This window comes from Natronolimnobius baerhuensis (genome assembly GCF_002177135.1).
GTDB lineage: Archaea > Halobacteriota > Halobacteria > Halobacteriales > Natrialbaceae > Natronolimnobius > Natronolimnobius baerhuensis.
The window spans coordinates 95,155-120,110 of sequence record NZ_MWPH01000005.1 but is presented as its reverse complement, the minus strand read 5'-3'; the positions used below and the strand labels follow the sequence as shown (position 1 = coordinate 120,110).

At 51.2% G+C, this 24,956-nt stretch carries 17 protein-coding genes and 4 pseudogenes; 9 read left to right on the top strand and 12 right to left on the bottom strand.

Annotated features, from left to right (window positions below; translation table 11 throughout):
• Window positions 1-584: 584 nt before the first annotated feature.
• From B2G88_RS18390 to B2G88_RS18360, 7 genes and pseudogenes are all read right to left on the bottom strand, one after another.
• A complete protein-coding gene (locus B2G88_RS18390) occupies window positions 585-6,149 on the bottom strand; it encodes a DEAD/DEAH box helicase (RefSeq protein ID WP_087715616.1) in 5,565 nt (1,854 codons plus the stop codon).
• A gap of 2 nt (window positions 6,150-6,151) precedes the next feature.
• Entirely contained in the window at window positions 6,152-6,931 is a 780-nt protein-coding gene (locus B2G88_RS18385) for a hypothetical protein (protein WP_087715615.1), read from the bottom strand.
• Window positions 6,928-9,993 carry a hypothetical protein gene (locus B2G88_RS18380; protein ID WP_087715614.1) on the bottom strand — a complete coding sequence of 1,022 codons (3,066 nt, stop codon included), beginning with the start codon at window positions 9,991-9,993 and terminating at the stop codon, window positions 6,928-6,930. The genes B2G88_RS18385 and B2G88_RS18380 overlap by 4 nt, the downstream gene beginning before the upstream one ends.
• 1 nt (window position 9,994) lies before the next feature.
• Window positions 9,995-10,759 (bottom strand): hypothetical protein, encoded by a 765-nt coding sequence (locus B2G88_RS18375; protein ID WP_054861959.1) that lies wholly within the window; start codon window positions 10,757-10,759, stop codon window positions 9,995-9,997.
• 178 nt (window positions 10,760-10,937) lie between these two features.
• A pseudogene (locus tag B2G88_RS18370) lies at window positions 10,938-11,216 on the bottom strand (integrase core domain-containing protein); the annotation flags it as partial.
• Window positions 11,217-11,266: 50 nt separating this feature from the next.
• Complete coding sequence (locus tag B2G88_RS18365) at window positions 11,267-12,133, bottom strand: hypothetical protein (protein WP_087715613.1); 867 nt, start codon at window positions 12,131-12,133, stop codon at window positions 11,267-11,269.
• Window positions 12,134-12,257: 124 nt separating this feature from the next.
• Window positions 12,258-12,893: pseudogene (locus B2G88_RS18360) on the bottom strand (IS6 family transposase).
• 53 nt (window positions 12,894-12,946) lie between these two features.
• Here B2G88_RS18360 and B2G88_RS20195 point away from each other — a divergent pair.
• From B2G88_RS20195 to B2G88_RS18350, 3 genes and pseudogenes are all read left to right on the top strand, one after another.
• Window positions 12,947-13,042: pseudogene (locus B2G88_RS20195) on the top strand (DUF955 domain-containing protein); the annotation flags it as partial.
• 10 nt (window positions 13,043-13,052) lie between these two features.
• Entirely contained in the window at window positions 13,053-13,244 is a 192-nt protein-coding gene (locus B2G88_RS18355) for a HalOD1 output domain-containing protein (protein WP_245835455.1), read from the top strand.
• Window positions 13,245-13,464: 220 nt separating this feature from the next.
• Window positions 13,465-15,189, top strand: coding sequence for a DUF262 domain-containing protein (locus B2G88_RS18350; RefSeq protein WP_087715612.1), 1,725 nt, complete (start codon window positions 13,465-13,467; stop codon window positions 15,187-15,189).
• 64 nt (window positions 15,190-15,253) lie between these two features.
• On the opposite strand, the gene B2G88_RS19280 is transcribed toward B2G88_RS18350, so the two are convergent.
• Window positions 15,254-16,051 (bottom strand): polyamine aminopropyltransferase, encoded by a 798-nt coding sequence (locus B2G88_RS19280; protein ID WP_140408914.1) that lies wholly within the window; start codon window positions 16,049-16,051, stop codon window positions 15,254-15,256.
• Between the two features lie 200 nt (window positions 16,052-16,251).
• On the bottom strand, window positions 16,252-16,920 hold the full coding sequence (locus B2G88_RS19275) for a hypothetical protein (RefSeq protein ID WP_140408913.1): 669 nt from the start codon (window positions 16,918-16,920) through the stop codon (window positions 16,252-16,254).
• A gap of 250 nt (window positions 16,921-17,170) precedes the next feature.
• On the opposite strand from B2G88_RS19275, the gene B2G88_RS18335 reads away from it, so the two are divergent.
• From B2G88_RS18335 to B2G88_RS18320, 4 genes and pseudogenes are all read left to right on the top strand, one after another.
• Window positions 17,171-17,413, top strand: coding sequence for a hypothetical protein (locus B2G88_RS18335; protein ID WP_054862018.1), 243 nt, complete (start codon window positions 17,171-17,173; stop codon window positions 17,411-17,413).
• 206 nt (window positions 17,414-17,619) lie between these two features.
• Window positions 17,620-18,893, top strand: a pseudogene (locus B2G88_RS18330) (IS4 family transposase).
• A 318-nt stretch (window positions 18,894-19,211) separates the two neighbouring features.
• Window positions 19,212-19,775: a hypothetical protein gene (locus tag B2G88_RS18325; RefSeq protein WP_087715610.1), complete on the top strand. Its 564-nt coding sequence runs from the start codon at window positions 19,212-19,214 to the stop codon at window positions 19,773-19,775.
• A gap of 86 nt (window positions 19,776-19,861) precedes the next feature.
• A complete protein-coding gene (locus tag B2G88_RS18320; RefSeq protein WP_087715609.1) occupies window positions 19,862-20,797 on the top strand; it encodes a transcription initiation factor IIB in 936 nt (311 codons plus the stop codon).
• Between the two features lie 200 nt (window positions 20,798-20,997).
• Here the strand turns inward: B2G88_RS18320 and B2G88_RS18315 are convergent, their stop codons facing one another.
• Entirely contained in the window at window positions 20,998-21,948 is a 951-nt protein-coding gene (locus B2G88_RS18315) for a hypothetical protein (RefSeq protein ID WP_054861965.1), read from the bottom strand.
• Between the two features lie 172 nt (window positions 21,949-22,120).
• Window positions 22,121-22,411, bottom strand: a complete 291-nt coding sequence (locus tag B2G88_RS18310) for a PadR family transcriptional regulator (RefSeq protein WP_054861966.1) — start codon at window positions 22,409-22,411, stop codon at window positions 22,121-22,123.
• Between the two features lie 656 nt (window positions 22,412-23,067).
• Between B2G88_RS18310 and B2G88_RS20115 the strand changes: the two genes are divergently transcribed.
• Window positions 23,068-23,190 carry a hypothetical protein gene (locus B2G88_RS20115; RefSeq protein WP_281253900.1) on the top strand — a complete coding sequence of 41 codons (123 nt, stop codon included), beginning with the start codon at window positions 23,068-23,070 and terminating at the stop codon, window positions 23,188-23,190.
• Between the two features lie 349 nt (window positions 23,191-23,539).
• Window positions 23,540-23,773, top strand: coding sequence for a hypothetical protein (locus B2G88_RS18300; protein WP_054861967.1), 234 nt, complete (start codon window positions 23,540-23,542; stop codon window positions 23,771-23,773).
• 82 nt (window positions 23,774-23,855) lie between these two features.
• Here B2G88_RS18300 and B2G88_RS18295 read toward each other — a convergent pair whose 3' ends face one another.
• Entirely contained in the window at window positions 23,856-24,371 is a 516-nt protein-coding gene (locus B2G88_RS18295; protein ID WP_140408911.1) for a hypothetical protein, read from the bottom strand.
• Window positions 24,372-24,956 lie beyond the last annotated feature (585 nt).

Genomic DNA, 24,956 nt, shown 5'->3' with positions numbered 1-24,956 from the left:
CGGAGCGATCGCAGAACCTCCGTGTCGAATTCGTAGCCCTGATTTGTCCGACGGAGAACGCCTAATGATCGGAGGAGACGGATATCGTCCCGACTACTGACCGCTTTGAGGTCTCGGGAAGGAATAACAATGGAATCCGTTTCGTCTGTCTGAAGAAATCGATCTACACCCTGTCGGAGACAGCGCATTACACCGACCGACGTATCGTAGGCTGCGCCGACGACGAACTGTTTTGCTGTGGTGCTATCGGCGAAGATCGCAGCCGAACCGATCGAATTGACGAACCACTCCGTACAGATCGACGTGAGAAACTCGTAGTAAGTCTCCCAATCGACCTCGTAGTTCGTGCGGACGATCTCGATGTCATAGGCGCGTCGGAGAGCGACTTCTGCCTGTGAGGAGTCCGTTTGGAGACACATATTCGCCAAGAGGAGGCTATGTGGAGAGACGCCCCAGAGTACGTGCGCATCGAACTCGTCGAAGGAATCCGGGATCTCGAGTTCCATTGATATCTGGTCCCTCACAGTGGGACTACTTGAAACAGTGGTGATTGGCCGATACGAGACATAGGTCCTTGGATGGAGTTAGTCGTCTTCGACGGTGGATAGCCCATCAAGACGGGCGACCAACCCGCTCTTGTCGAAAGTATAGTCCTTGTTGTTCTCGTCACAGCCGTACTGGAAGATGCACTCGGGACAGCCAGAGGTGCAGTCGCATGTACCGAAGTTCTCTGCCATCACTGAGAGGGCGTCCTCGAGTTCGACCTGCTGGCCGTCCTCAACGTTGTAAAGTAATTCTGTTACTCCGTTCCCACCGACAGTACTCTCGAAAATGAACGCTTCCATTTCACCTTCTTCATAGTCGAACGATTCCTGCAGGGACCGAATCTCGACGCCCCCGATACGCTGGAGGGCGAGTCGGAACCCGTGAGTAAGCGTGTGTAGTTCGCGCTCCGTGAGTGAACTACCCTTTGCAGGCATTAATCGGATACCTTTTGTCTGGAACATTCGACCAACCATCACTTCGCGCTGCTTCGAAGTGTCGTGTTCGGGGTCGCGTAGACATACTGGTTCGTCGTCAGTGTTTTTCGAAACGATGCTATTACAGTGGCGTTCGCCGCAGAGGGTAAGCGTCTGTTCCTTCGGGTCACTTTGGCCGTCACTGTAGGAGGTGGTATATGAATCGACTGCCTCGGTAATCTCGATGTCCCCGTGCGTGAGTTCCACGATAGGGTTTTCTTTCGCATCGGTAAGGACAGTCCGTTCGTCAGGCTCAAATTCAGAGACGCGAGTAGTGACGTGCGCGAAGGTGTTGCGGGGCGAGGTGTGATAGTTGGAGAGAGGGTAGATGTCCTCTGAACGCCGATCACCAAATTGCCGTTCTTTATCGGAGAGTTCGACGCGCTTCAGAGCGATCGGCTCAACGCGGTCAACGTCGGGACCAGTCGCTCCACAGTCGGGACATACGTTCTGCCCCCTCCATTCTTCCTCCGCGCCACAATTGCCACAGCGAAGCTGTGTGCCGAGCTCCGCACGGAGTTCCTTGGTTCCCTCCGTGTCCTCGTGGACTCGCGTGACAACGTAGCCACGTTTGTTTTTGAGATTGTACGCGTATGGGTGCAGTTCCCGAAGCGCCATCGCTGCGTTGCGGTCCCAAGTCGACTCTTGTTCCTCGTTTATTTTTCCGGTCTTCGGGTTACGGCGATAGCGGGTTACAGCCACGTTGTCGCCGAACACGCGCAACTGCGGTGTGAACTCCGAGCGGATGGACCGGTCGTGGACATTTGCGAGGCTCATATCGTCATACTCGTCGAGGAGTTCGTCGACTGTCTTGATCTCGGATCGGATCGTCTCGAGTTTGCGCTTGGCATCTTGGACCTCTTCATCATCGGTTGACGAGAAGTCGCCGAAGCCGGTACTTTGTTTGGCATCAGCGATTATTTCGCTCTGCTCGCTCCGTCGCTCTTCGAGCGCGCTCTGCTCTGCGGTCAAATCCTCGTGGTACTCATAAGCAAACCGCACCAGTCGCTCGCCGAACTCCGCGATGCTTTTGTCGATGATGTCACTATATTCAACCTTGGCTACTTTGAGCGGCGTATCTTCGTTACAATTGTTACAGTCGCCAGTGACCGCAGAGTCGTAGATGTGACCGCAATTCCGACAATACGCATAGTCTAGGATATCTTCAAGCCACGCACGCACCCCGTCATCAGACTGTACGATCGCCTCCAACACGGCAAGGGTTTGACCCTTGGCCGTCTCCGTCACGTTTCCGTAGTAGACACGGTTGAAAGTGAGGTACTCGCTGTCGGGTGCGCTGCGCGTAGAGTCCTTCTTGAACCGGTTCCACTCGGAGGGTTCAGGGCACGTGATTCGGGAGCCCTCGATGACCTTCTCGCTCTTCCAGGGTATATGATAGTTGGCGGCGATATAATCCATGGTCGCCCATGTGAGAGCGGAACGGAGGACATGCTCATTATGCTGGTCGAGTGGGATTGGCTTCTCTTCGGAACTGATCAGATCCTCAGGCCTCTTGTGATAATAGAAGTCAATAGGGTTCCGCTTGCTGATCGTAGTCACCAGTGACTTCCCTGCAGATCGGCCTGCACGCCCGATCCGTTGGAGGTAGGCGTTCGTGTTTGGTGGCGAGCCTAGTAAGAGCAGAGTATTGAGATCTCCGATGTCGATACCGATCTCCATCGCCGGCCCTGTCGAGAGGAAGTTCGGCACCGCGTTCCGCTTGAACTCGTGTTCGATGCGGCGCCGCTCGTCAGCTTTGAGATCGCCCTTGTACACTTGACTCAGTAGGAGGCGCGTCTCCGTGGTTGTCGCCCAGTACGCGTCACGGTTGAAGTGTGGCGACTGTAGCGTCGTTCGATCAGTGTACGGAATTGTGAATTCAACTGCATTTCGGTAGTTGGTGTCCGCAACACGTGCAGTCGCATCGCTGACGAATTTATCTGTCTGATAGAGATACCGAATCGGACGTTCAGAATTTACAGCCCGAACCAGAATCTTGTCTGGGTTGAGTTGGACACGGTCCGTGTCCTCGTCGACCAGAATAAGACCGTTCGAACGGAGATCCGCAATGACTTCCGTAGGACTGTCGACGGCGCGGTCTTCACGGAGCGACTCCATGAGAGACTCACGGGTGACGCGGTTGTTGTCGAGCAGTTCCGCGCAGACTTTCCGGTGCTCGTTGAGCGGTGGCGTCTCCGCGAAGTCGATGTTCAATAGTCCATTCGACACCATCCGTCCGTAAGTCCGGCCATAGTCGCCGTTGAACAGTCGGTACGACCCGGGTAGGAGTTCCCCGATGATCGTTCCCGTCCATTCAAAGAATCCAATCTCATCGTCGATAATGTCCGAAGAGGCACCGAGTTCGTTCCAGTACTCGCGGGCCCGACTTCGAGTTTGTTCAATGAGTTCCGCAAGCGTGGTCTCCCCGGTCTCGTCGACGTAGCGGAGCATCTGTTGCTGGATGAACAGCAACTTCTCCGGCTCGTCGAAGTCGTTGGCCAGCCGTTCCATGTCGTGGTACGAATCGGCGAACGACATGAGCTTCCCCGCGCTCTGGTCACCGTGGTCGTCTGAGAGCTTCCGCAGCATGAACTGGCTCATCGTGACCCCGGTATTTGTTGGCGATCGCATCAGGTGGTCGTAGTCACGATACTGATGATAGCACGGAAGCGCGTGCTTGGCTACTGACGGCGTTTGGAGCCGAATGTTACCATCCTGATCACGGTACGCCGCGCGTAGATTGAACGACTTGTGGACGCGCTTGACATCATCGTCACCGTGTATCGCACATCCGGATCCGGGGAGATAGTACACGTCGTTTCGGTCCGCGTTACACTCCTCACAGTAGTCTGCCTCCTGCGTGTCGATGTACGCGGATAGGACGAACGTGTTCCGGCCGCACGAACAACCACCCGTGAGCCCCTCCGGTGCGTGATGTCCACCGTGGTCTTCGTCGGTACACACCCATGGGAGCACAAGACGCGGGATGAGCGGCGCGTCACATGCGCTACACTCTGTCCCCGACTGTTCCTGTCCGTGCTTATCACACTCGGGGTCGTCACACTCGAAGGAAAGGTCGTCCTCGGCGCTAAGCCGTCCCCCACAATTATTGCAGGCCGTGTCGACGGTACGCCCTTCATTCGAGCACTCCGGGTTCTTGCAGGCGATTCCGTCTTCGGTGCGTGTGAGTAGTCCACCACAGGCATCACAGGATCCGAGGCTCTCACTCGGTGTTGCCGTGCGTTCACAGGATTCACACTCGTACTCCGGTGTGAAGTATACGCGCGTGAGGTCTCCGTGATTCTCATGACTACATTCCGGTTCGTTTGCGTACAGGTATTCGCCCTCGGTCTCCTGTCGGAGTGGACGGACGTCCGCACAGTCCGGACAGTACCAGGCTTCATACAATTGCTCCCCGCACTTGTTGCACAGTCGAATCTTCGTTACAAACGAGGAATGGCCCGCAGATTCGTCGCAATCGCAGGACTGTGGGCTTGGATAGATACTGTGGCAGTGTAGACACTTGTAGTAGCCGTCGACCGGCCAATTGAAAACGTGGACACGAATCTCGAAGTCGCCGGCTTCAAACAGGGAAAGTACGTTCTGTGCGGCAGTTTCGGCAGTTTCAGCATCGACCCCGTACGTAGTCGCGATGTAGTCGACGAAGTCAGCAGGTCGGGGTGCATTTGCTATATCGTCGATTTCGGTCGGATCGCGGAGGACCTCATGGAGATGCGTCAGCCATGGGATTGATCCTGCGTCAGCTGCGGTACGGAGGACCGCATCGGTACCCCTGCAGTCGTTGGGTTTGATACCGAGATCGTCAAGCCACGAGTAGGTCTGGACCGGTTCGCCAGCGTACCAGCGTTCAAGATCGGCTCGAAGGCTGGCCGCGTCAACTATTTCACTGGTGACATACTTAGGGAGCGAGCCGACAGGTGACGGCGCCTCGACGATTGTGTCTTCCTCAATGATCTCGTATGGGTCACCGTGTGGGACACCGAAGAGACGTTGGAAGAGTTCCTCTTTGTGCCCGACGGTTGCACTAGAAGCGACGAGCCGAAGCGGATCGTCAACGTCACGCGCCTTCCGAAGCCGACGGAGGCGCTTAACGAGGGAGGAGACGTGTGCCCCGAATAGTCCTTCGTAGGTGTGTACCTCGTCGAAGACGAGGAATTTCGGCTGGTCCACGAAGAGCCGGTGTGCCTTTTCATCGTTGATGTTGAACAACCGGTAGTTGATCGTGTCCGGATTTGTGAGGAGAATGTCTGGCGGGTTTGCTTCCATCCGGTCACGGGTGAGGTGAACGAACTTGAGGAACTCACCGCCGTATGACTGTCGAGTCTGGAGAAAGTACTCACTTCCCTCTTTTTTAACATGTAGACGAGGCACTTCGGTTTCGCGCACTCGATCACTACTCGCGAGTTCGTCCGCGATTGAATCAGGAAGCTCAAAATATTCGTAAGAGTCCTCAAGATATTTATGCGTCTTTTTCCCGTTGTTGTACTGGCCGCGGCGGGGTGTGTCACCATCGTAGACGCCGATCGTAATGTGCTCGTCTTCCGCGAGACCGGACTTCCGGTTCGCGATCCAGAGATACTCAATGAATCGCTTGAGTTGGTCTTGTGCGAGTGCCTTCGTCGGATAGGTGATAACCGCCTTAATGCTGTTCGGAGCGCGGTTCGGGACGTTTCCCTGCTTGGCCCGCAATGCGTACTGAAGGAGAGGTATGAACCAGGCCTCAGTTTTCCCACGACCCGTGCTCGCGGAGATTAGCGCATGATTATCATCGACAAGCCAGCGAATCGCGTCTTCTTGATGCTCCTGCAGGTTCGTGAACCCCTGCTCTTCGAAGGCATTGATAAGAGGCTCTTCAAGTCCGACTGGTGCGAACTTGCCCTCGACGTCCTCCGCGAATGACCGCCATGAGGTCTCGCTCCACTGTGCAGAGGGTACGCCCTGGAGATACGGACCTTTTGAGCGGATGAAGGCCTGCTTGGCAGTCGTTTTTTCGTCGTGGCTAAAGTCATTAAGGAGGCCCTGGTACCCGCGCTGATTACTCCCGATGAGGTATTGGGCGTAGCTCTCTTGTGCGTGTTCTCCGAGTTCGATTGGGTCGTATGCTGACATTGTTAGAATTGGATGGTTAGTCGTTTGCTGAACTCTTCGAGCGTCTTGAGTTCATCCAGTACCCCGTCGTCGACGTCTGCGAGAGTGACGGTCTCGTTCCGCAAGAAGCGCAGCAAGAGGTTGCCCGCGTCCTCGCTCAAGCCGTAGTTCGAGCGAATCGTCCCGATGTCGATATCGACCTCGGAATACCGTTGCTTCGCCTCTTTTAATTCCTCCGCATCGATGAACTGGCCGCGTTTGATCGACGCGATCTTTTTTCGGTATGTGGTCACGGCTTCGGTATCGGTTGTAGTACCGATGTCGGGAATTCGAAGAATCGTCTCTCTGGTTTCTACATCGCTTAACTCTTCGTCCGCGGCAGCCTCGAGGTTAGTCTTGACAGTCTCCTTGTGCTCGTTGAGAGTTTCCTGAAACGCTTTGAACTCTTTTCGCGTCGAACTAATCTCATTTACGTCGGTGAAGTCGTCGTAACTCTTCGACTCGAACTCGCGAAGTTGTGGACGATATTCGTCGAGTGTTCGTTCAATGTTGTGTCGAGGAGCGGGCGCGTCGAGGACTGCAGCGAGTCCAACCGCAGTACAAAGAACGTTGAAGGAACTTTTTGCGTCGTTGATCGCTTCCCAGACCTCCTCAAACGCCTGATTTCTCTGTTTTCTATTATTCCGCTTCGTCTCGATGTTCTCCTTCTCATCTTCAAGTGTTTTGACCGAGTCAGCAAGATCGTTCAATCGGTTGACCCGTGTTTTGATTCCACTCTTCTCAGTGTGTATGGCCTGACTCATAGTCCACCCTCGATCGTATCCGCCAGGGATGCGGCGGCGTCTTGTGCCCCATCAAACGGAGTCGTATCCGGTAGCTCTACCTCGAACTCCTCGTCCTCTAGCTGTTCCTCTCTCTGTGCCAACGCCTGCTCGAGTTCATATAATTCCGATGTGAAATCTGAGAGGGTATTGTAAATTTGCTTGCTCTTGCCCAAATTCGTGATCCTGAGGAAAGTCCTATAGGCATCGAGGAATTCCCACGCGTTCGTGACACCCTTGATCGCGTTCATCTCCGTCTGGAGCGCAGTGACCGTCGACTCGAAGTCTTCTGCCTCGATTTTGCGGACCTCGTTAATAATTGTTGGTCGAGATCGATCCGAGTGCTTATATGCGGCATCGATAGCGCTGAAGTCGATGTCGTCGGGGCTCGTAACGCCTTCGAACGCTTCTGCGACCGTACCGTGCTCGTTGAGGAGACGCGAGCGAACTGTCTCCAGATCTTTGGATCGACTCTCTTCACGGAAGTCGCTGAGCCTTCGTGCGATTTTCCGGGCGTTGAAGCTGCTCGGAAGGCGGAGGAAATCTGAGAGGTCGCTGGCGTCAGATTTTGTCGCACCCAGTTTCACGCCGTCTTTCCCGCTCGTGATCTCGCCGATTCGATCGACCAACTCTTCAGGAGAGGTCTGTGAAACGCAGCGTTGGAGTTTGGGATAGTTGACGATATTCGACCGTAAGTGGAACCGCGCCCGAAAGAGACCTTTCAACGTCTCTCGATGGTTCTCGATAGTGTATTTGTTGATGTCAAGTTCGCTTGGGATCGCGATTTGGCTTGTACTCGGCTCTCCTGCTTCAAGCGGTTCCGTCAGGGCTTCCACGGAAAATTCGGTCCCCTTTCCACCGAGTACGTTGAGGAAGTACTTCCCAAACAGAGCGACGTCGTCGAGCGTTACACCGAACTCTTCCTCGATGTCGCTCTCGACGGTCGAGCGGAGATCTGTGACAGCCTCGTCAGCCCACCAGCTGAGCAATTGAGGGTCGACGCGTCCCGTCTGGATATGCTCGTCAATTGATTGCTCATCGTACACCCCGATGCGGAGCAGATCGAGAAGCAGCGTCCCTGGGAGGTCGCGAGAGACGATGACTTTTCGATAGCTTGGTTCGTCGCCGTTGCTGATATGGATCGGAACGGCACGACTGCCCTTATCCCACCAAACCGCACTGGCCTTCTGAGCGTTTCGTGGCGGCGTCCGGAGGCTGGTCGGGTTATCATGAAAGTAGCGGACAACTCGCTCTGCCCCGTCCTCCAAATGGGAAGTCTTCTTGAAATCAAGACCCTCCGCCTTCCAGTCGAGCAATTCCTGTCTCCGTGATTTGAACAGCGCTGCGCGGCCGCCAACAGGGTTCTTGTGATCGGTGTTGCTTGAACAGACCCAATACTCACCCTCCCGCTCCATCGGGACCTGGCACTCCGAACACACGGTCTCACAACTCGGGCAGAACGGGGTGCTTTCACTCGTTTCTTCCATCTCTGTACCGCATTTCTCGCAGAGAAGCGTGTCATCGACGCTCGGCGCCCAACCATCGCTTGGGACGTCGAACATCTCCGGTATTCGTTCATCGACAACGTACTTGTTGTTGTCAATCCGCTTGCCATACCACTTCAGCAGGTCACGATCTGACTCTTTATATTCTGGATCAAGCGTATTGTCGATAGACCCAAGTTTCTTAAGCAGGTCCGCGTGCTCAAAGGGAGGATTCTTGTTGGTTAGCAAACCTTCGATAACAAACGTCAGGTAGTTTCGTGGTGTCTGTTTCTTTTGGTTATCTTCACGCAAATTTTCATAAATGCGTGTAAGGAACGGCTTATTAAATGGATACAGGCCTTCTCCGAACGCGTCGTCGAGTTCGCTTTCTGAGATTTGGGCCAATGGAGAATAGTCAATATCAGCGTCGTGCTTGATTGCGGTGAGATACTTTCGCGCGAGATCGATATGGATCTCCTCTTGCTGTAGGAAGAGGGTCTTCGACCCCTCATCTGTCTGTTCCGTGAGTGCAACGCGTGCTTTAATGCGATCGTTGATCGTCTCCTCAGTGCTAAGATCTGCGCGCCGTCCCTGTACAAGAGTCTGATTTGTACCGGTCGGAACACCAATGACAACGTCCCAGTTAGAGGCTTTGAGGTCTGAAAAGAAAGAGAGGATCTCGTGCTGAAAGATTGTAAATCCGTTGAGATCCTCGATAATAAGCACAGGCCGGCGATTTGCTTCTTTGAATCGCTCGTTGAGTTGTCGGAGTGTTTCTTTTAGATCACCAACGAATAACATGTCCTTGATCGAGTCCTTCGCCTGTTCAGTAACCTTATTGTAGAGGACGTCGATCGCATTGCTAGTATCTGTTGAGACTTCCGATTCGACGCCGGGATACGTATCAACGAGCGACTCAAGTTTGTCTTCAGAGATTGGTTCAAACTCAATCTCCTGACCGGGATCATCAAACGCGTTAACGAACTTGTCGAGGTTCTGTCTAACTTCTTGTTTGAATTTGCTGCTCTGGACTAACTCGATTGTCGCAGTTTTCGACTTGTCGAACGCGAGAGTAATATCACCAGTCGTCCTGTCTAGAACACCCTCGGGTGGAAGTTCGGCCAGTCGCTTAGCCTCGTCCAGTTCAGTGTGGTCAAGGTACTGTGTTAGCCGCTGAAGAACTTCTCGCGGTTCTCGGACTTCCCGTGGAATCAGGATGGGTTCATGACGGAACTCGTCATCACTTGCGTTCCCGTATTTGTCTTGAATATTATAATCGAGCCATTGGCAAAGTTCTGATTTCCCGGAACCAGTCTCACCAACGACAAAAAACATTCGGTTGTCCGATTCAATATGTGAATCGATGACCGCATCGTAAAAGTCCGACTCCGTGATGTACTCACCCTTGTCAGTCCACGCATCGATCTGTGTACGCTCGACCTTAATGTGGTTGATCGGAACGTGGGTAGCTTCGAATTCAGCACGGGATTTCTGTTGGGATTCCTGAGTGACGTACTTCTCAACGGAACGGTCGGTCCAATTCTTAGGATATTGTGTCATGCTAGAACTGTGTCGTAAGTTCGATTGTATTCACGCCCTTTGAATCAACCTCGTAGGTCGCCCCAGCGTCGCTTTCTTTCCGGAGATCGATCTCAGAGTGTTCTTCGAGACCAGCTAATCCGTACTGGACGTGCTTGGCGATAGTCCCCCCAGAAGTCCAGACAGGTACGTACACATCGTGAAGATTCGAGAGAACATCCTCCAGTCGAGTAGTCCGGGTTTCACAGACATTATTAAGCAGTTCCCTCCAGAGGTCATATTCGAGTACGAACACCATTGTGGCGTCGTCACCATGAACCTTCGTGATGAGACCCAGACAATCCATTGTTCGCTCCCAGTAACCAAGATTTGTCGTGTTCCAGCCGGTATCAGGACTGTACCCGTTCATTGCATCTTGAAGTTCACCTTTGCGATTCGCAAGCGTTTGGTCCTCAGAGGCGAGATATCCGAGGACATCTCGATAGGCACCGTTTTCGCCGAACTGTGAGTAGAGACCCGAAAGTATCGATATTTGGGGACTAGTAGCACTTGCAGCACCCTCATGTAGCCGATAACCATCGGTTTCCTCGACTATCTGCTCGGTCTCTTCTAAGAATCCGATAGCATCAGTAATTAACTTTAGTTTGTCCGAGATCGACGACTCGGTCGCGTCGCCGGGGAAGAAACAGTGCTTGATTTCGTCTTCGGTGACTGGTCCGTCGGTACTGATGAATTCACGTAGTGCGAGAATATCATGTCCGGTGATATTTCGTCTGAGTACTGACATTATAAATTAGTGTTAGTGTCCCTGATTTGAGAGAGGTCTGCCTGTCCGTACACTATCGATTCTAGGCGGAGAATACCAACGAATATAAATAAAGGTATTGGTCCATGGAAATGTCCACAAACCACCTCACAAGAACACTTTCATCCATTGGTTGAACAGATCAATGATTGGGCACTATCTAGTTTAGGACCTCTTCAGTTGGCGTTCGTCCACCGAGCGATTGATGCGGTCTCTGGCGATTGTAGTAATGTACAAACTGTTCAATTCATTTCCGAGTACTCCGCCGACTGCCCACCCATGAATTATGGAAACGGTCGACTCGCATTTTGAGGGTGTGAAACCACTTTTCGATGATGTTTCGGTCGGTGTAGTCATCCCGACCGTTTAACCCTAATCGAGCAAAGGCAGTCCGATAGCCAAATTGATCGACGAGAAATAGGGACAATGACAGATCATAGCACGCCCTGAGATTTTGATTTCGAGTTCTGGCTAAAACCTGGCTATCACTCAATCCTCTGTACGGTACGCCCGAACTTTCTCGCGGTCATAGTCAAACTCTTGGAGTGCGTTCCGGATGTAGGTCTCGATTACGGAATTGTCTGACTCTACCCAGGGGCGTGTCACTGCCTCGATATGAGCCGGATCTTCTTTGGCTGTATCGGAGGCGAGAAACTCGAGAATGTCCCAGGTTCGAATGCCGGGTTTAAGTATGTCAAATTCGAAGAGGTCGCGAATCTGTGTCGGTTCATATCCCATAACATCCTTGTATTCTGCTGCCGCGTGGTGTAGCCATATATTGCGGGTTTCACCGAGACTGAGACGTGGTTTCTCGAAATTTTGAGCAATGTACTTCTGGGCAAGGTCTGTGTAGTCTAACTGAGATATACGGTCGACGTCCTCAGCCATCGACTTCTGTGTCACCGTCCCTTGCATCTTGAAATCGCCCGTGTCAGTGAGAAGAAATAACTCTTTAATTCGATCTGTTTTATATGCGTCCATAAGTTTGTGCGTCGTGCTTGACGTTTGCGCGTCCTCGAGATCCTGATTTGTGACTTGGCAGAGTTGGTCGAAACCAAGGGTGTCTGCGCGTCGATCAGTGTCGATAAGAACATAGTCGAATTCGAGATCCGGTATAGCAGTGTAGCGAAATTGCCTGTCTTCGCGTTCCTCAACGACCGCGTCGAACGTGTCCGTACTTGACGCACTAAGCCACCCTCTCGGGAAGGTGAACTGCGTCACACCATAGTGCAGGAGTAGCGGTAGACTTCGAAGATACCCCATCCCGTAGCCCTCTTCGTTACCTGCAGTCAAGGGATCGGTGATGTGAATGACACGGTTCTCAGTAGGGATTCCCTCAAATGAGACAATAGTCATTGTAAGAACACTACATGCGACGGGACTAGTGTAGTTATTGATGGCGGAAAAATTCACACCCCGCTCTTAGCAGGACCCAATGACGTAGTCACTCTATAGATTTAGATGGTTCAATGCATCGTGTTTAGTTTAGCGAGTTCCACCAGACGGCGAAGGCTTGTAACCATGTTTCGGCAGTCGCTGGATCGACGTTGCTGAAACTATTGCTGAACGGTGAGGTGCGTCGTTTTATCTCTCGAAAGATACGTTCAATGGCGTTCCGATTTCCATGGCGTTCCGGTCGAAATCGGAGCCCTGGTCGTTGTAATGCAGCCGCTAGGTGATGTGCGTGATCAACGAGAAACACAGCGTCTTCGACGTCGTGTTTCTCACGAAGTTCCCGCAAGAACCGTTGTGTTAATGCCGTTGTAGTCGTCGTAAAGAGCCGGACGTGCAAGAATTCATTTGTCTTGGGATCGACAGCCGCGTACAGCCAGAACTGCTGTCCATTGATTCGGATCACGGTCTCGTCGAGCGCGACGTGATCTGGACTCGCATCGCTGGCGGGTTGTAGATCGGCCTTGTGCACCCAGTCGTGAACGGGTTTTCGCGATCGTTCGACACCGAACTTCTCTAATTCTCGAACGGTATTCGAAAGCGATAGTCCGGCAAGGTGCAGTCAAATACCGAACTTCATCAGTCGGCGCGGTGTCCGCTCTCGGTCCACAAAATCCAAGTCAACCCAGTCGCTACGACCACTGAGGCGGGTGATTTCTGCCATAGACCAGATAAAAATCACGCCACCTCATCCTTCAGCCTTAACTAAACACGACCGATGAACCGGAGACAATTCTTAATCGACTCGAGCGAATTAGCTCAACTGCACAGGAGATCATCGACGCTGTTGAGGAGGAGATGAGCGACACGTGATCAACGGTTGTTGTTTGAGATTCTCGAAGCGCTTGCGGAAGAGGGCCTCGAGCGTGATGAGTATCAATTAGGGGAATGGATCGATGTTGAGGCACTCGAGCAACTCGTAGATTCAGCGAGTCAAGATACTGAAATCGAAATTCGATTCACTGTTAGTGAGTTCCGTGTACTGGTTACGGGATCGGACTTAACTGTCAGTTAGGTACTAGTTTGGTCAGAAGACTAGTATTCAGATAACTGGTTCTTCCGTTCTACTTTCCACTGAATGTCAATGTGAATAATGAGTTTAATTTTGTTTTGAGGATAGATTAAATTTAAGCTTTTGATATATTATTAATTGTGTTTGGACATACACCTAATGTATTTGAAAAGTCAAGGCTAGTAGGACAATTATATATCCTTGTAGTTATGACTGATAGGATATGAGTATGAATATTGACGCCACTGAAAGTACTGTTCAAGGCGTCTTTGCCGACAAAAGTACATACAGTGTTCCAGACTATCAGCGGCCATATTCGTGGGAAAATGATCAATGGGCCGATTTTTGGACCGATCTCAATACTATTCAGAACGATACACATTTCCTTGGATCTATAGTTTTGATTAAGCATGATGGTGGGTTCAATCAACTTGCAGAGTTGGAGGTTGTAGATGGCCAGCAACGACTCACCACAATCTCACTATTATTCTGTGCAATGCAGTCTCAATACGAAGAGTTGGGCGACCCTGACGGCATTTCGGAATTGATCAATGACGAATATCTTCACGAACGGGACGACAGCAATACTAAACAGCCAAAACTCTCCCTGAGCCGATACGATGGCGACGACTATGAACATATTCTTGAAGGGCGTGAAAACGCAGTTGATGATGGTTCAAGACTGTTAAGAGCATTAAGGTACTTCGAAGAAAAACTCTCAAATCATACGGCGGATGAACTAGATGAACTACGGGCACACCTCACAAAACAAATGACGATAGTCGTCGTGGAATGTGATACTCCAGGTTCTGCTTTCCGGTTGTTTGAGACGTTGAACAACCGAGGGATGGAGTTATCCTCAATTGATTTGATGAAAAATTCTTTGCTGCAGACAGCTACCTATAAATACGGAAGTGATAGTGAGGAATATGAGCATGTCCGAAACCAATGGGAATTCCTTTTACAAAATGTTGTTCATCAAATAGATCACCCAAATAGATTCTTCAGGCATTTCATTATGTCTAGGGAAGAACCGGACTATGAAGGGAATGTTTCTCCAAGGAAGCTTTATGATATATTTAATGAGATCATTGATGTTGATCTGAGTGATGTGGGTATTTCGATAGATGAGTACGTCGATGAGATGGTAGATATTTCCGATACATACATGGGAATAATTGACGCGTCCATCGACACCTATGGTGGAAAGCAATCCAAAAAGGTGAACTCTCGACTCAGGAATTTAAATGATATTGGCGCCTCCCATTCCAGGACGTTGATTCTTCGCTCCATTGAAGAGTTCGATGAATCGACGAAAACAATCGAGGTTCTACGGTTACTAGAATCATTCATGACTCGCTGGAGGGTTGCTGATCTCACAACAGGAGCCTCTCTTGACCGCATCTTTTCTGAACTCTGTTCAAACGCTTTTAAGAAGTCAGATCCGATCAGCGCTATCCGCCAGCGACTCAAAGAAGAGGCCCCTGGTGATGACGAATTTAAGGCGAAATTTGCGAGTTCAGAATTTAAACAGAACTCGATGACTCGATACGTCTTAGATACACTCGAACGCGAATATTATTCTACTGGAGGTGGAAAAACATACGACCGAGCTTCTGTTGATATCGAACACATTGCACCTCAAGCAGCAATGTCTGCCGATAAGTACAGTTCGTGGAAGGAACTGCTCGATATCGGTGAAGCCGAGTACAAGAACCAATACCGAAATCGAATTGGAAACCTTACTCTTCTCGAAGAAAGCCTAAACGAAGAAGCGAGTGCGAACCCATTCCAACAGAAAAAAGATCAATATCGGCTTTCTGACTTTCAAATGACTGAATACGTCCGTTCGAATTATTCTGACTGGAATACGGACACCATCGAACGTCGGTCCAAAGAACTTGGAGAAACTGCTGTCGACATATGGAATTTTGAGCTTATGGATTGATGTATTCATGTTATTTCTCGCTCGAACAGAAGACCATCCATATGTGATCTAGGATCGACAGAACTCAATATTCAGATGGGAGTTTTCGCTGGTCAGGATCGCCATCGTTCTGTACCGTTTCTCGTCGTTGTTCAAACGCTTCGCGAGCCCGCGGATCAATGTCAATACACGTGTAGTCAATCTGCTTGTCTTCCAATTGTTCAACAGCAATTGCTGCAGGAGCAGTGCCAGCACAAGGGACCAATATTTTATCACCATTTTCTAACAGTGCATCAATCCATCGTTTATACGGTTCGATAGGTTTGACACTCCCCCAACCAAAGTTTTTGGTTGGTTTGTGCGCAAGCTGTCGAGCAGAAGCAGTTGATTCTCGTTCTGTTTCCCCCTTATGTGCGAACACAACCGGGTAGCCACCGTTACTAAGATACTTACCTGCACTACTACGATCTACTTTAAATGCAGATTTTTGAATATATGTCACCCCGCCAATTCTTCGGTATCCTCCACCAGAATATGTCTTAGCAACATTCCCCCATTCTTCTTGTAATTCTTGAATGAGTTTTGGAAGAAGCCAATCATCTGCGTCAGCAATCAACCAACCACCGGCAGTCAAGGCCTCTTTACAGGCTTTAAGTAATTCACTCGTTGTCAACGAGTCGTCCGGTGCTCGTTCACGACCGCTCTCATCAAATCCGTGTGTAGGGTATTCAACACCAAACTGTCCTGCTCTCTGCGGTCGTGCCCAAGCATCATCAAGATAGATAAGATCCGCCTTTTCACCACTCTTTTGAAGATATTCAAGTGCATCTCCAATCACATATTTTTCCGTATTTCTATCGTAGGTAGTGATATCCACACTCATGTAGTTTAGGTCTATTATCCGGTCCTCGCCAATGCTATCTGTATCTTGTTATTCAGTGGTCGCTCATACTTAGACTAGTAAAAACATTCACAATAAATAGTCAATAAGCGTATGTCAAGCGACCTGTCCAAACGCAGCTTAGCCAATCTCGAAATCTGTTAAGAGAGTTTTCCGGTAGCTCAAACAGAAAATGTTGGCAATTATCTGTTTGGTGGCCACTCAGGGTGGTACTGAACTCGTAGTCGCTGATGGAGTTTACGACCAGAATCTTTGAGAACAATAGAACCCTGAGCATTTTCTTCGGCATACCCTAAGTAATCAACCCAGTCTAGATGTGCCTGAACCTTTTTTCGCCATGAGTTGATCGAATTGACTGGCTGGTAAGAATCGAGGTGCTCAACGCGGTCTCTGAACGCTTCGGCACGACTCTCAGTTTCAGTTGCTTCTGTCCTTGTTGTCGCAAGTTGGTTAATTATAGCTATCATGGGTAGCCAGTTTTGTTCGAACAGTACTGTCTTCCAGATACCTTGCTCCTCAGGAGAAAGACTCAATTTAACATCTAACTGGATACCCGAAGAGAGAGTTGTCTGATTAGGAGTCTCGAAGTGTTCAGCCAACCAAATTCCAGATGGTAATAGCCCCTCTTCAGCATCCAAAATGCCAAGCAATTCGAGAAACCGATGCTGCTGATCAACTTTTGTTTCTTTTCCCCGATCCGCAAGTTCGCTCTTGATATCTGCAGCAGGTCGATCAGGCATTTGATGGTAAGGTTTGATGAGTTCGCAAGCGTAAGCAAGGTCTCCCCAGGTAGGTTGCACTCCACCAATGTGGGGTGAATCAGAAGCCTTCGGGTCATAACGTGGGCACATAGCATTTTCTATATATTCAGATTACATAAAACCATTGTCCATCGATTAACGCCTTGATTGTATATTAGTCCAATTATATATAATATTAAATTATATTCGGCAAGTATATTACCAAATAGAATTTACGATGTTATTTACGTAGAATAGTATAACACTTGTGTGGTATAGGGGTTCTCGAACCGCTGAAACAATGTATATGCGACAGTACGCATCCAAAATTATGATTGCATCCGGTATCGTTTGCTTGATCATGCAACGATTCTCGACAGGTGATCGCGTTCGAATTGATATCCCTGAGGAAATCGATCCAGATCACAAACAGTATCATGGAAAACACGGACAGATCATCGAAGTACTAATTGATGAAGCTGATTCAATCACCAACGATACGCGTGATTCATATCTGTATCGCGTGGCTCTTGATTCAGGTGAAGAAGCCGATTTTCGCTGGCGGGATCTACGACCACCGATAGACGGATCTCAAAAAGTATGACAAAGATTAGACGAACTGTCTAGTACATCCTCAACTGGCGTTCGTCCATTGAGCGATTGATGCAACCTCTGACGGTTATAGTAATGCAGGTTATCTGTCTTTAGCTAAGCGAGAAACCACGTGACAGCGGCGACTTATCGAGGCATCTTTTCGAGAGGAATGAGGAGGCGACGAGTGTGCACAACGAAGCCTCCTCATCTCGGATTATGCGTCGGCTCACTACATTGTTTCCCTCTGAGTTCCTCGAAGACCACGCCGAGTTCCTCGGCGTGGTCGAACGCGACCGCAGGCTCCAGATGCCTGCCTTCGTCTGGGCATTCGTGTTCGGCTTCGCCGCAGGCGAAAGCCGAACACTCGCTGGTTTCAGACGCAGTTACAACTCGACAGCCGACGAGACGATCTCTACCGGCGGCTTCTATCACCGATTGACGCCGTCTCTTGCAGAGTACTTCCGCGACCTCGTCGAGACCGTGCTCGACGAGGTCGCTGTCCCTGACACTGTTGACGCCGATATCAACCGATTCAGGGAGTGATGATCACTGATGGAACGGTATTGCGGTTACACGAGTTCCTCGCCGATGAGCACAAATCTCGCAAGGAGGAGCAGGTGGAGCTTCGCTCCAGCCTGCTCCTCAATGCCACCGAGCAGACGATAGAACGACTCGACGCGACTGACGAGAAAACGCACGACAGCACGTTGTTTAACACAGGATCGTGGCTCGAAGATCGGCTCGTTCTGTTCGACCGAGCCTACTTCAAGTACCGCCGTTTCGCGTTGATCGATGAGAACGACGGCTACTTCGTGAGTCGGCTGAAAAAGAGCGCAAACCCGGTTGTAACGGAGGAATTACGGGAATGGCGCGAGCGCGCCATTCCCTTGGAAAGGGAGCAGATTCACGATGTTGTGGATGATCTGCACCGCGAGTACATCGACGTGGAAGTCGAAGCCAAGTTCGACCGAAGACCGTACGGAGGAACGTAATCACGCGATACGAAGCGGTTTCGCGTCATCGGCGTCCGCAAGGAGGACGCCGACGACTACCACCTGTATATCACGAATCTGCCGAGAGAAGAGTTCCTGCCGTCGGATCTAGGGACGATCTATCGCTGTCGATGGGAAGTAGAGTTGCTGTTTCGGGAGTTGAAGACGCAGTACGAACTGGACGAGTTTGACACGACGAAGGAGCATGTTGTCGAAATTCTGCTGTACGCGGCGTTGCTGTCACTGCTCGTGAGTCGTGAGTTGCTCGATCTGGTCAGCGAACAGGCGGACGATGAGATCGTGTTTCCACCGGAACGCTGGGCGGCGACCTTTCGGTCGCACGCCCAGCTCATCCTCCATGAACTCAGTGAATACCTCGGCTACTCGCCGCCACCGCTGCTCGACCGACTGATTGACGACGCACAGAAGATCCACCAGCAACGGCCAGTGTTACAAGAGACGCTCGCTACCGCTACGCAACCGAGGTGTGAGTCTTAGCTAAAGACGAATAGTAATGCAGGTACATATGGGTAGTGAGTTGGTCCCGTAATATATTTGTCAGAGCTTGAGGAGGAGAGTTTACTTGGTTGATCAAAAGGTCGACCGGCGCACCTATTCAAGCGTTTCTCAAGTTAGTTCACAGTGGTTTTCAGTGTCAGTATCCTGTGTGTTTTGCATCATAAATTTCATCAAGTGATTTTATCCACTCAGAAAAGGTCTACTCATTTCATAACTGGATCTCGACGGCAGGCGCTATAAGCCATTTTTGTGCGCCAACAGGCGTGAGGCGCAATGTAGTGCACCTCGAGATTACTGATGAGTACTGACCAACCAATCCACAGCGAGACGCATCGAGAACGGTCGACTGATGACGAATTTTCGACCGGCCGTTCCCAAAGCTATCCAGGCGATATTGCACGTCTACACGGACACGAACTCGTCGCAATCGATGAGTGGCTCCCTGGAAAGGCCCCGTCACCTTACAACATCGACCTCACAGACAGCTACGAGTATCGGACCCGCTACTGGCGCTGCAAGAACTGTGGCCACGAGCGCAACCGTCGCGAGGAATTTACAACCCCTTGTGAAGAACCGCAGCCAGCAACTCCCCTCGAGGCTGGTGGCTACTCAATCGACGAGCCACGAACTCGTCGTGCGCTCACCGAACAGATCGACGTCCAATTCGTCAAACCAGGACCCGTGTACGAGGTCGTCAGTGAGAGCGAGAGTACCTACATCGTCGACGTCGAGAACGGGACGTGTACCTGCCCTGATTTCGAACAGCGCCAGCCAGACGGCGGCTGTAAGCATCTGCGCCGTGTTGACCTCGAGATTCGGACTGGACTTGTTCCAGGTCCAGATGGAACATTCCATCGCTGAGAGCAGATTCTCGAACCAACTTCGAGAGTTTTGTGACCCCCAGGAGGGGCGACGGGGAATCAAATCATTGCCTCGTCAGAATTAAGATGGCTACAAACAAGACATCCAGCAGTCGCATCGCCCGAGAGACAACGCAAGAGTCGCAACCAGAATTGTCATGTCCAGAGTGTCGTGGACAACTTGTCACAGCGGATCGCGAAACGCGCTGTCGAACATGTGGCTTGATCGTCGACGAAGACAAACTTGACCGTGGTCCGGAGTGGTTCGCCTCAGATGCGAACTCGAGTCGGCGCCGAACTGGTGCTGCGCTTACAGAGCGGAGACACGACCGAGGGCTATCAACCGAGATTGGCTGGAACAGGGATGGATACGGGAACGAGATTTCGGGCGAGAAACGACGCCAACTCGCCCGCATGCGGCGGGAACACCGGCGGAGTCAGTGGCGCTCGAAACGCGAGCGGAATCTTGCAACTGGGCTTGGAGAAGTTCGTCGCATCATCGGTGCGCTCGGGTTAGCAGACACTCTTCGTGAGCAGGCGTGTGCACTTTTTCGACAAGCCCAGAACCGAGACCTCTGTCATGGACGATCACTCGAGGGTATCGCAGCAGCAAGCGTCTACGCAGTCTGTCGGTGTAACGGATTCGGACGAACCCTCGAGGAGATCAGTCACGTGGCGGCGTGTTCACAGTCTCGCCTCGAGTGTGCGTATACGGCGATGAACACCGAATTGGAACTGCCGACTGTCGTTCCCCAACCTCGGGCTGTTCTCCCACGACTCGCAAGCGAACTGGGCGTTCCAAACGACGTCCAGCATCGAGCACTCGAGTTGGCGGCACTTGGAACGGAGGCCCGAATCACGACTGGCCGTCACCCACAGGGATTCGCTGCGGCCTGTCTGTACAGAGCGGGCCAAGAACGTGGCTGGCTGGTCACACAACAGGAACTCGCCGCAGTCTCGAGCACGTCTCCGAAAACGATCCGAGCGCACAGAGATGCGCTTCTTGAGATCCTCGAGAGATAGAAAGCGGTGTGATGACGGTTGAGTTCGGCTCAAATCCACTGCTCGAGAGTCGGTGTCTGCAAATCGCGTTTGTCGAGGGAACCTCGACAGGCTGTCAGACGTAGTCTGACAACGTCGTTGAAGCAGGAAGCCCCTGCCTCAAGGAGCCAGCTTTTGCTGGTGAGTAGGAAGGGGTAGTTCACTGGGGCAGTCAGCGTGACTCACGTAGCGTCCGTCTTCCCGTTATCGTCGTTGAGCCACTGCAACACTGGGAAGCCATCGGGATCAGCTTGGGTGACCCACGTTTCCTCAAAATCTAGCGCGTTCATGTTCTCCGCAGCCCTCTCACCTTGCATCTCGTCGGTTGACAGCCCAACCACATTTCGGTCGCTCTCGCCGTCTCCGACTCCGTCCGTCTGACCCGTCGCCTCGGTGTCCCAGTAGCCCGCAGATACCACAGCGTCTTGCTCCCCGACGAATCCGCCAATAGTATCGTCGCCAATCACATCGACGGCAGCCCACGATCTCACCACCTCGCCTCCGGCGTTCGCTCCAACGAAACCGCCGACCTGGTCTTCACCAGTCACCTCACCACCAGCCCACGATTCCAACACCTCACCGGTGTTCCGCCCGACGAAACCGCCGACCGAGGTCTCACCAGTGATATCGGCCGCACACGTAAACGACTCCAACACTTCTCCGTCTCTGTTCTCCCCAACTAGGCCGCCAACATTACGCTCACCCGTGATATCGGCTTCACACACAGATGACTCCAACACTTCTCCCTCCTCGTTCCTCCCGACGAGGCCGCCGACATTACGCTGGCCTGTAATATCGGCGTTGGTGACTGTGATATTCTTGATTGTCCCCATATTCCAACTGAAGAGCCCCATCCCTACATGCGATGTCCACCGGCGGTCAATCTTCAGGTCAGCAATTTCGTGGCCGTTTCCGTCAAACGTGCGGTTAAATGCCGACGTAGCATTGCCGGACGGCCGGTTCCCGATCGAGAGCCAGCCCCCATCAGAATTGCCGACGTGTTCGTCGTAGCCCGCGGTTGCCTCATCAAGGTTGGTGATCAGAACGTATTTATCGATGTCAGGGTCCTCGTCGCGGACGGCATTGAGGTCGTGCCAGTCTTCAATTTCCTCGACACCATCGTCAGAACCCAAACACCCCGTGACTGCGACTGTACTCACAGCACTGGCAGCAAGGAATGCTCGACGATCCAGACCGTGTCGACCGTGTTCCGGAGAGGATCTATCGTTCACACTATTATTTTTAACACACTTGGTATAAGAAAGACGAGCTAAATATTCTGGGAGAGTAAATCCGAAAAGCGCGTTATTCGCTCTCGAGGAGTTCGTCGACGTATTGGTCTTCCCACTCACGGCGGGCTTCGATCTCGCGCTGCCCACGCTTAGTCAGCGTGTAGAAGTTCGTCCGACGGTCTTCCTGTCCCTTCTCGACGAGGCCTTTGTCGACGATTGTATCGAGGTTCGGGTACAACCGTCCGTGGTGAATCTCCTTTTCATAGTAGTCCTCAAGTTCGTCTTTGATCGCGAGCCCGTGCGGGTTGTCCTGGCCGGCAACAGTGTACAAGAGGTCGCGCTGGAAGCCTGTGAGGTCGTACATACTGATGACTTATCTATCGGAGACTAAGTAATTAATGAAAAGTGATACAGGCCAGTAGTCAGTGGTTCAGGCTCTTCAATGAGAATACTATCCAAAACTCAGATTTCGTCTTCAGAAATGGTGGTGATCCGAAGTTCCATGTCCACTTCGTAGAGATACCCACGCTCAATCAGGCGTCTCACTGCGTACTCAACATCGCTCTGCTCGAGATTTAACTCGTTGGTGGACAGTAACACCGATATGGCGTCCTCGCGATGGAGTGACGGAACCTGACAATTGGATTTATCATGCCCTTGCCGGGTGATCGCGTCGGTGAGGACATCGTATGCCTCCAAGACCCACTCAGGCAACGGCGGGCGAGGATCAGTAGCCAGGGACATTCTGTCTGATCACCTAATACTAGTCGGTTCGGTGTGCTATTGCTTAATTCTACTCCCCAAACACAGCAATCATGATGGTGCGAAAGCTGACCGCGGCCTCGAGACTGAACTGGCAAAGTGTATCTGGCAACACAAAGTCAACAGTGCCCCTACTCCGCTGATATCCAGTTGAACTACGAGAAATGAGGCCGCCAACAACGGTCTAGCCTATAATAGTGGAATCGGATTTTCTGACCCAGAATCTGGTGGAGATATTATTGATGGTGCGTCAACACCATGTTAGATAGTGAAACGGGAATGAAAGAAGCCACTCCCGAAGAGGTCAGAGAAGCAATCCTGGCTCTCGAGGATAACGAGGAAGCCGAAGACGCTCATGAGATTGTCGTTGCTGAAGGGTGACTGGGTATTCAAAAGTCCAAATCAACCGTTCTGCCTTCGCACTGTCCCCAAGGGGACAAAGCCGAAAAAATACACCGCCCCCGCCCCGCCTCCGCACAGCGGATATCCAGTTGAAGCACATGAAACAGGGGTAGTCGGTAGGGATTTAGTTATGTTTTCAGTAGTGTAAGTCATGACATTGATAGAATTGCCTTTGTTAGTCTTCACTGGACTATTCTTAGGTTGGCTCGGACTCTGGGCACACGAGTTGTGCCACTATCTTATTGGTTATATCTCGGGGGCAAGACCACGACTTCAAGGATGGTGGTTTAAGGCACCTACTCGGGTAGCATTCGATTGTCCAGACCGAATGTCAGACATGCAAGTGAAAATGACTGGTGGTAGTGTGCTTATATTCCCATTCATGCTTTTTACAATATTGGCTGCTTCTGATCCTAGTTCTCTTCTCCCCCTTCTTCCGTTCCTAACCTTCTTTGCTGGAGCAATGGGCATCAGTTCATCCGATATAATGGCTATTCAAAACCCTGGTGCATGGAAGCGTTTTGCAAAGGGCGAACCCATCACCAAAGAAGATTTTGAGTAAGTGGCTAAGGCCAAAGGGCAAACTAACCATCGCCCCTTCAATTACGATTCCGCAATATTTCCCTTTCGGGAAATAGTCTAATTCAGAGATCGTAGCTTTCGATCACTCCTTCAGTAAGATGATGCCGAACTGCACTGGGGATCCACTCGATTTTGTCGTAACTGTCTGGCTTTTCGAAGGTCTCACTGCCTTCTACAGCCTCCACGACTTCATCGAGTTTGCCTCGTCGTTCGTTAGCACCACCATCGTGGAGGTAGGACTCCAACTCATCTGCATCGACGCCGATCTCCTCTGCAACCTCTTCTCGTAGAGTTTGACCATCGTCGTTAAGTTTTGGCCCTTCTCCTCCATCAGCGATCGCTACACGAGCACTCAGTGAGTCGATGTGACTGAGTGCTCTCCTTATCTCTTCATCAACTGCTTCGGGGAAGTCTTCTTCCCCCATCACGAATTCGCCATCGCGTTGGCGAATCGTGTACCAATCGGGGTTGTCTTCTGGTCGGAACCCGTCCATGGCTCCGAACTCCTCAAGGTTACCAACTGCAACATCTAAGTTACAGTCCAGTTCTAACCCTAAATCCTCAAGGAGCTCACTCATCTCCCTTTTTGTTAGGAACGGGCCTTCCGGTCTTGGCCGGGTTTGAACCCAGTGGTGTAGGGCGAGAACCGTGATCTGATCCTCAAGGCTTCCGTGATTTTCGTGATGATTCCGAACGTCGTTGGCTAACTTACGTAGACTCAATGTCTTTTCGTAGTAGCGACTAGTCGCTTCGCTTTGCGGCAGTAAAGTTTACGTACGCCGGTGAGTATTGTCGCATGGAGCCACTCACCGACTACTGCCCCAAAGGAACGTCCGAACCTGCGCCAACAGGTTCGAACCAATGCGGCTTTTCGCAGTGGGATGTCGACCTATCTTATTACCCTATGGTATATCGCCCAGGTATAAAAACCTCTAGGGTCTCTATAGTCGACATTAATACGATATTGCTGTCTATCTAGGCCATCCTAATCGGCTATTGCGATGTCTAAAACTGGATTTTGGAAGATATGTTCCATTGTTCTCGTTCATGATATGTTCTCGAATATGGATATTATGGAGCTTATAACAGTTACTATTCTATTTGACTAATACGGAAACAAGATTTTACCGGTATCATCCCTTGGGACCGCGCGTCGACAAAAC

Bases quoted from the DNA above. Each gene is read 5' to 3' on its own strand.
- B2G88_RS18390 (WP_087715616.1), bottom strand. From the start codon at position 6,149: ATGTCAGCATACGACCCAATCGAACTCGGAGAACACGCACAAGAGAGC.
- B2G88_RS18385 (WP_087715615.1), bottom strand. From the start codon at position 6,931: ATGAGTCAGGCCATACACACTGAGAAGAGTGGAATCAAAACACGGGTC.
- B2G88_RS18380 (WP_087715614.1), bottom strand. From the start codon at position 9,993: ATGACACAATATCCTAAGAATTGGACCGACCGTTCCGTTGAGAAGTAC.
- B2G88_RS18375 (WP_054861959.1), bottom strand. From the start codon at position 10,759: ATGTCAGTACTCAGACGAAATATCACCGGACATGATATTCTCGCACTA.
- B2G88_RS18365 (WP_087715613.1), bottom strand. From the start codon at position 12,133: ATGACTATTGTCTCATTTGAGGGAATCCCTACTGAGAACCGTGTCATT.
- B2G88_RS18350 (WP_087715612.1), top strand. From the start codon at position 13,465: ATGAGTATGAATATTGACGCCACTGAAAGTACTGTTCAAGGCGTCTTT.
- B2G88_RS19280 (WP_140408914.1), bottom strand. From the start codon at position 16,051: ATGAGTGTGGATATCACTACCTACGATAGAAATACGGAAAAATATGTG.
- B2G88_RS19275 (WP_140408913.1), bottom strand. From the start codon at position 16,920: ATGTGCCCACGTTATGACCCGAAGGCTTCTGATTCACCCCACATTGGT.
- B2G88_RS18335 (WP_054862018.1), top strand. From the start codon at position 17,171: ATGCAACGATTCTCGACAGGTGATCGCGTTCGAATTGATATCCCTGAG.
- B2G88_RS18325 (WP_087715610.1), top strand. From the start codon at position 19,212: ATGAGTACTGACCAACCAATCCACAGCGAGACGCATCGAGAACGGTCG.
- B2G88_RS18320 (WP_087715609.1), top strand. From the start codon at position 19,862: ATGGCTACAAACAAGACATCCAGCAGTCGCATCGCCCGAGAGACAACG.
- B2G88_RS18310 (WP_054861966.1), bottom strand. From the start codon at position 22,411: ATGTACGACCTCACAGGCTTCCAGCGCGACCTCTTGTACACTGTTGCC.
- B2G88_RS20115 (WP_281253900.1), top strand. From the start codon at position 23,068: ATGTTAGATAGTGAAACGGGAATGAAAGAAGCCACTCCCGAAGAGGTC.
- B2G88_RS18300 (WP_054861967.1), top strand. From the start codon at position 23,540: ATGTCAGACATGCAAGTGAAAATGACTGGTGGTAGTGTGCTTATATTC.
- B2G88_RS18295 (WP_140408911.1), bottom strand. From the start codon at position 24,371: ATGAGTGAGCTCCTTGAGGATTTAGGGTTAGAACTGGACTGTAACTTA.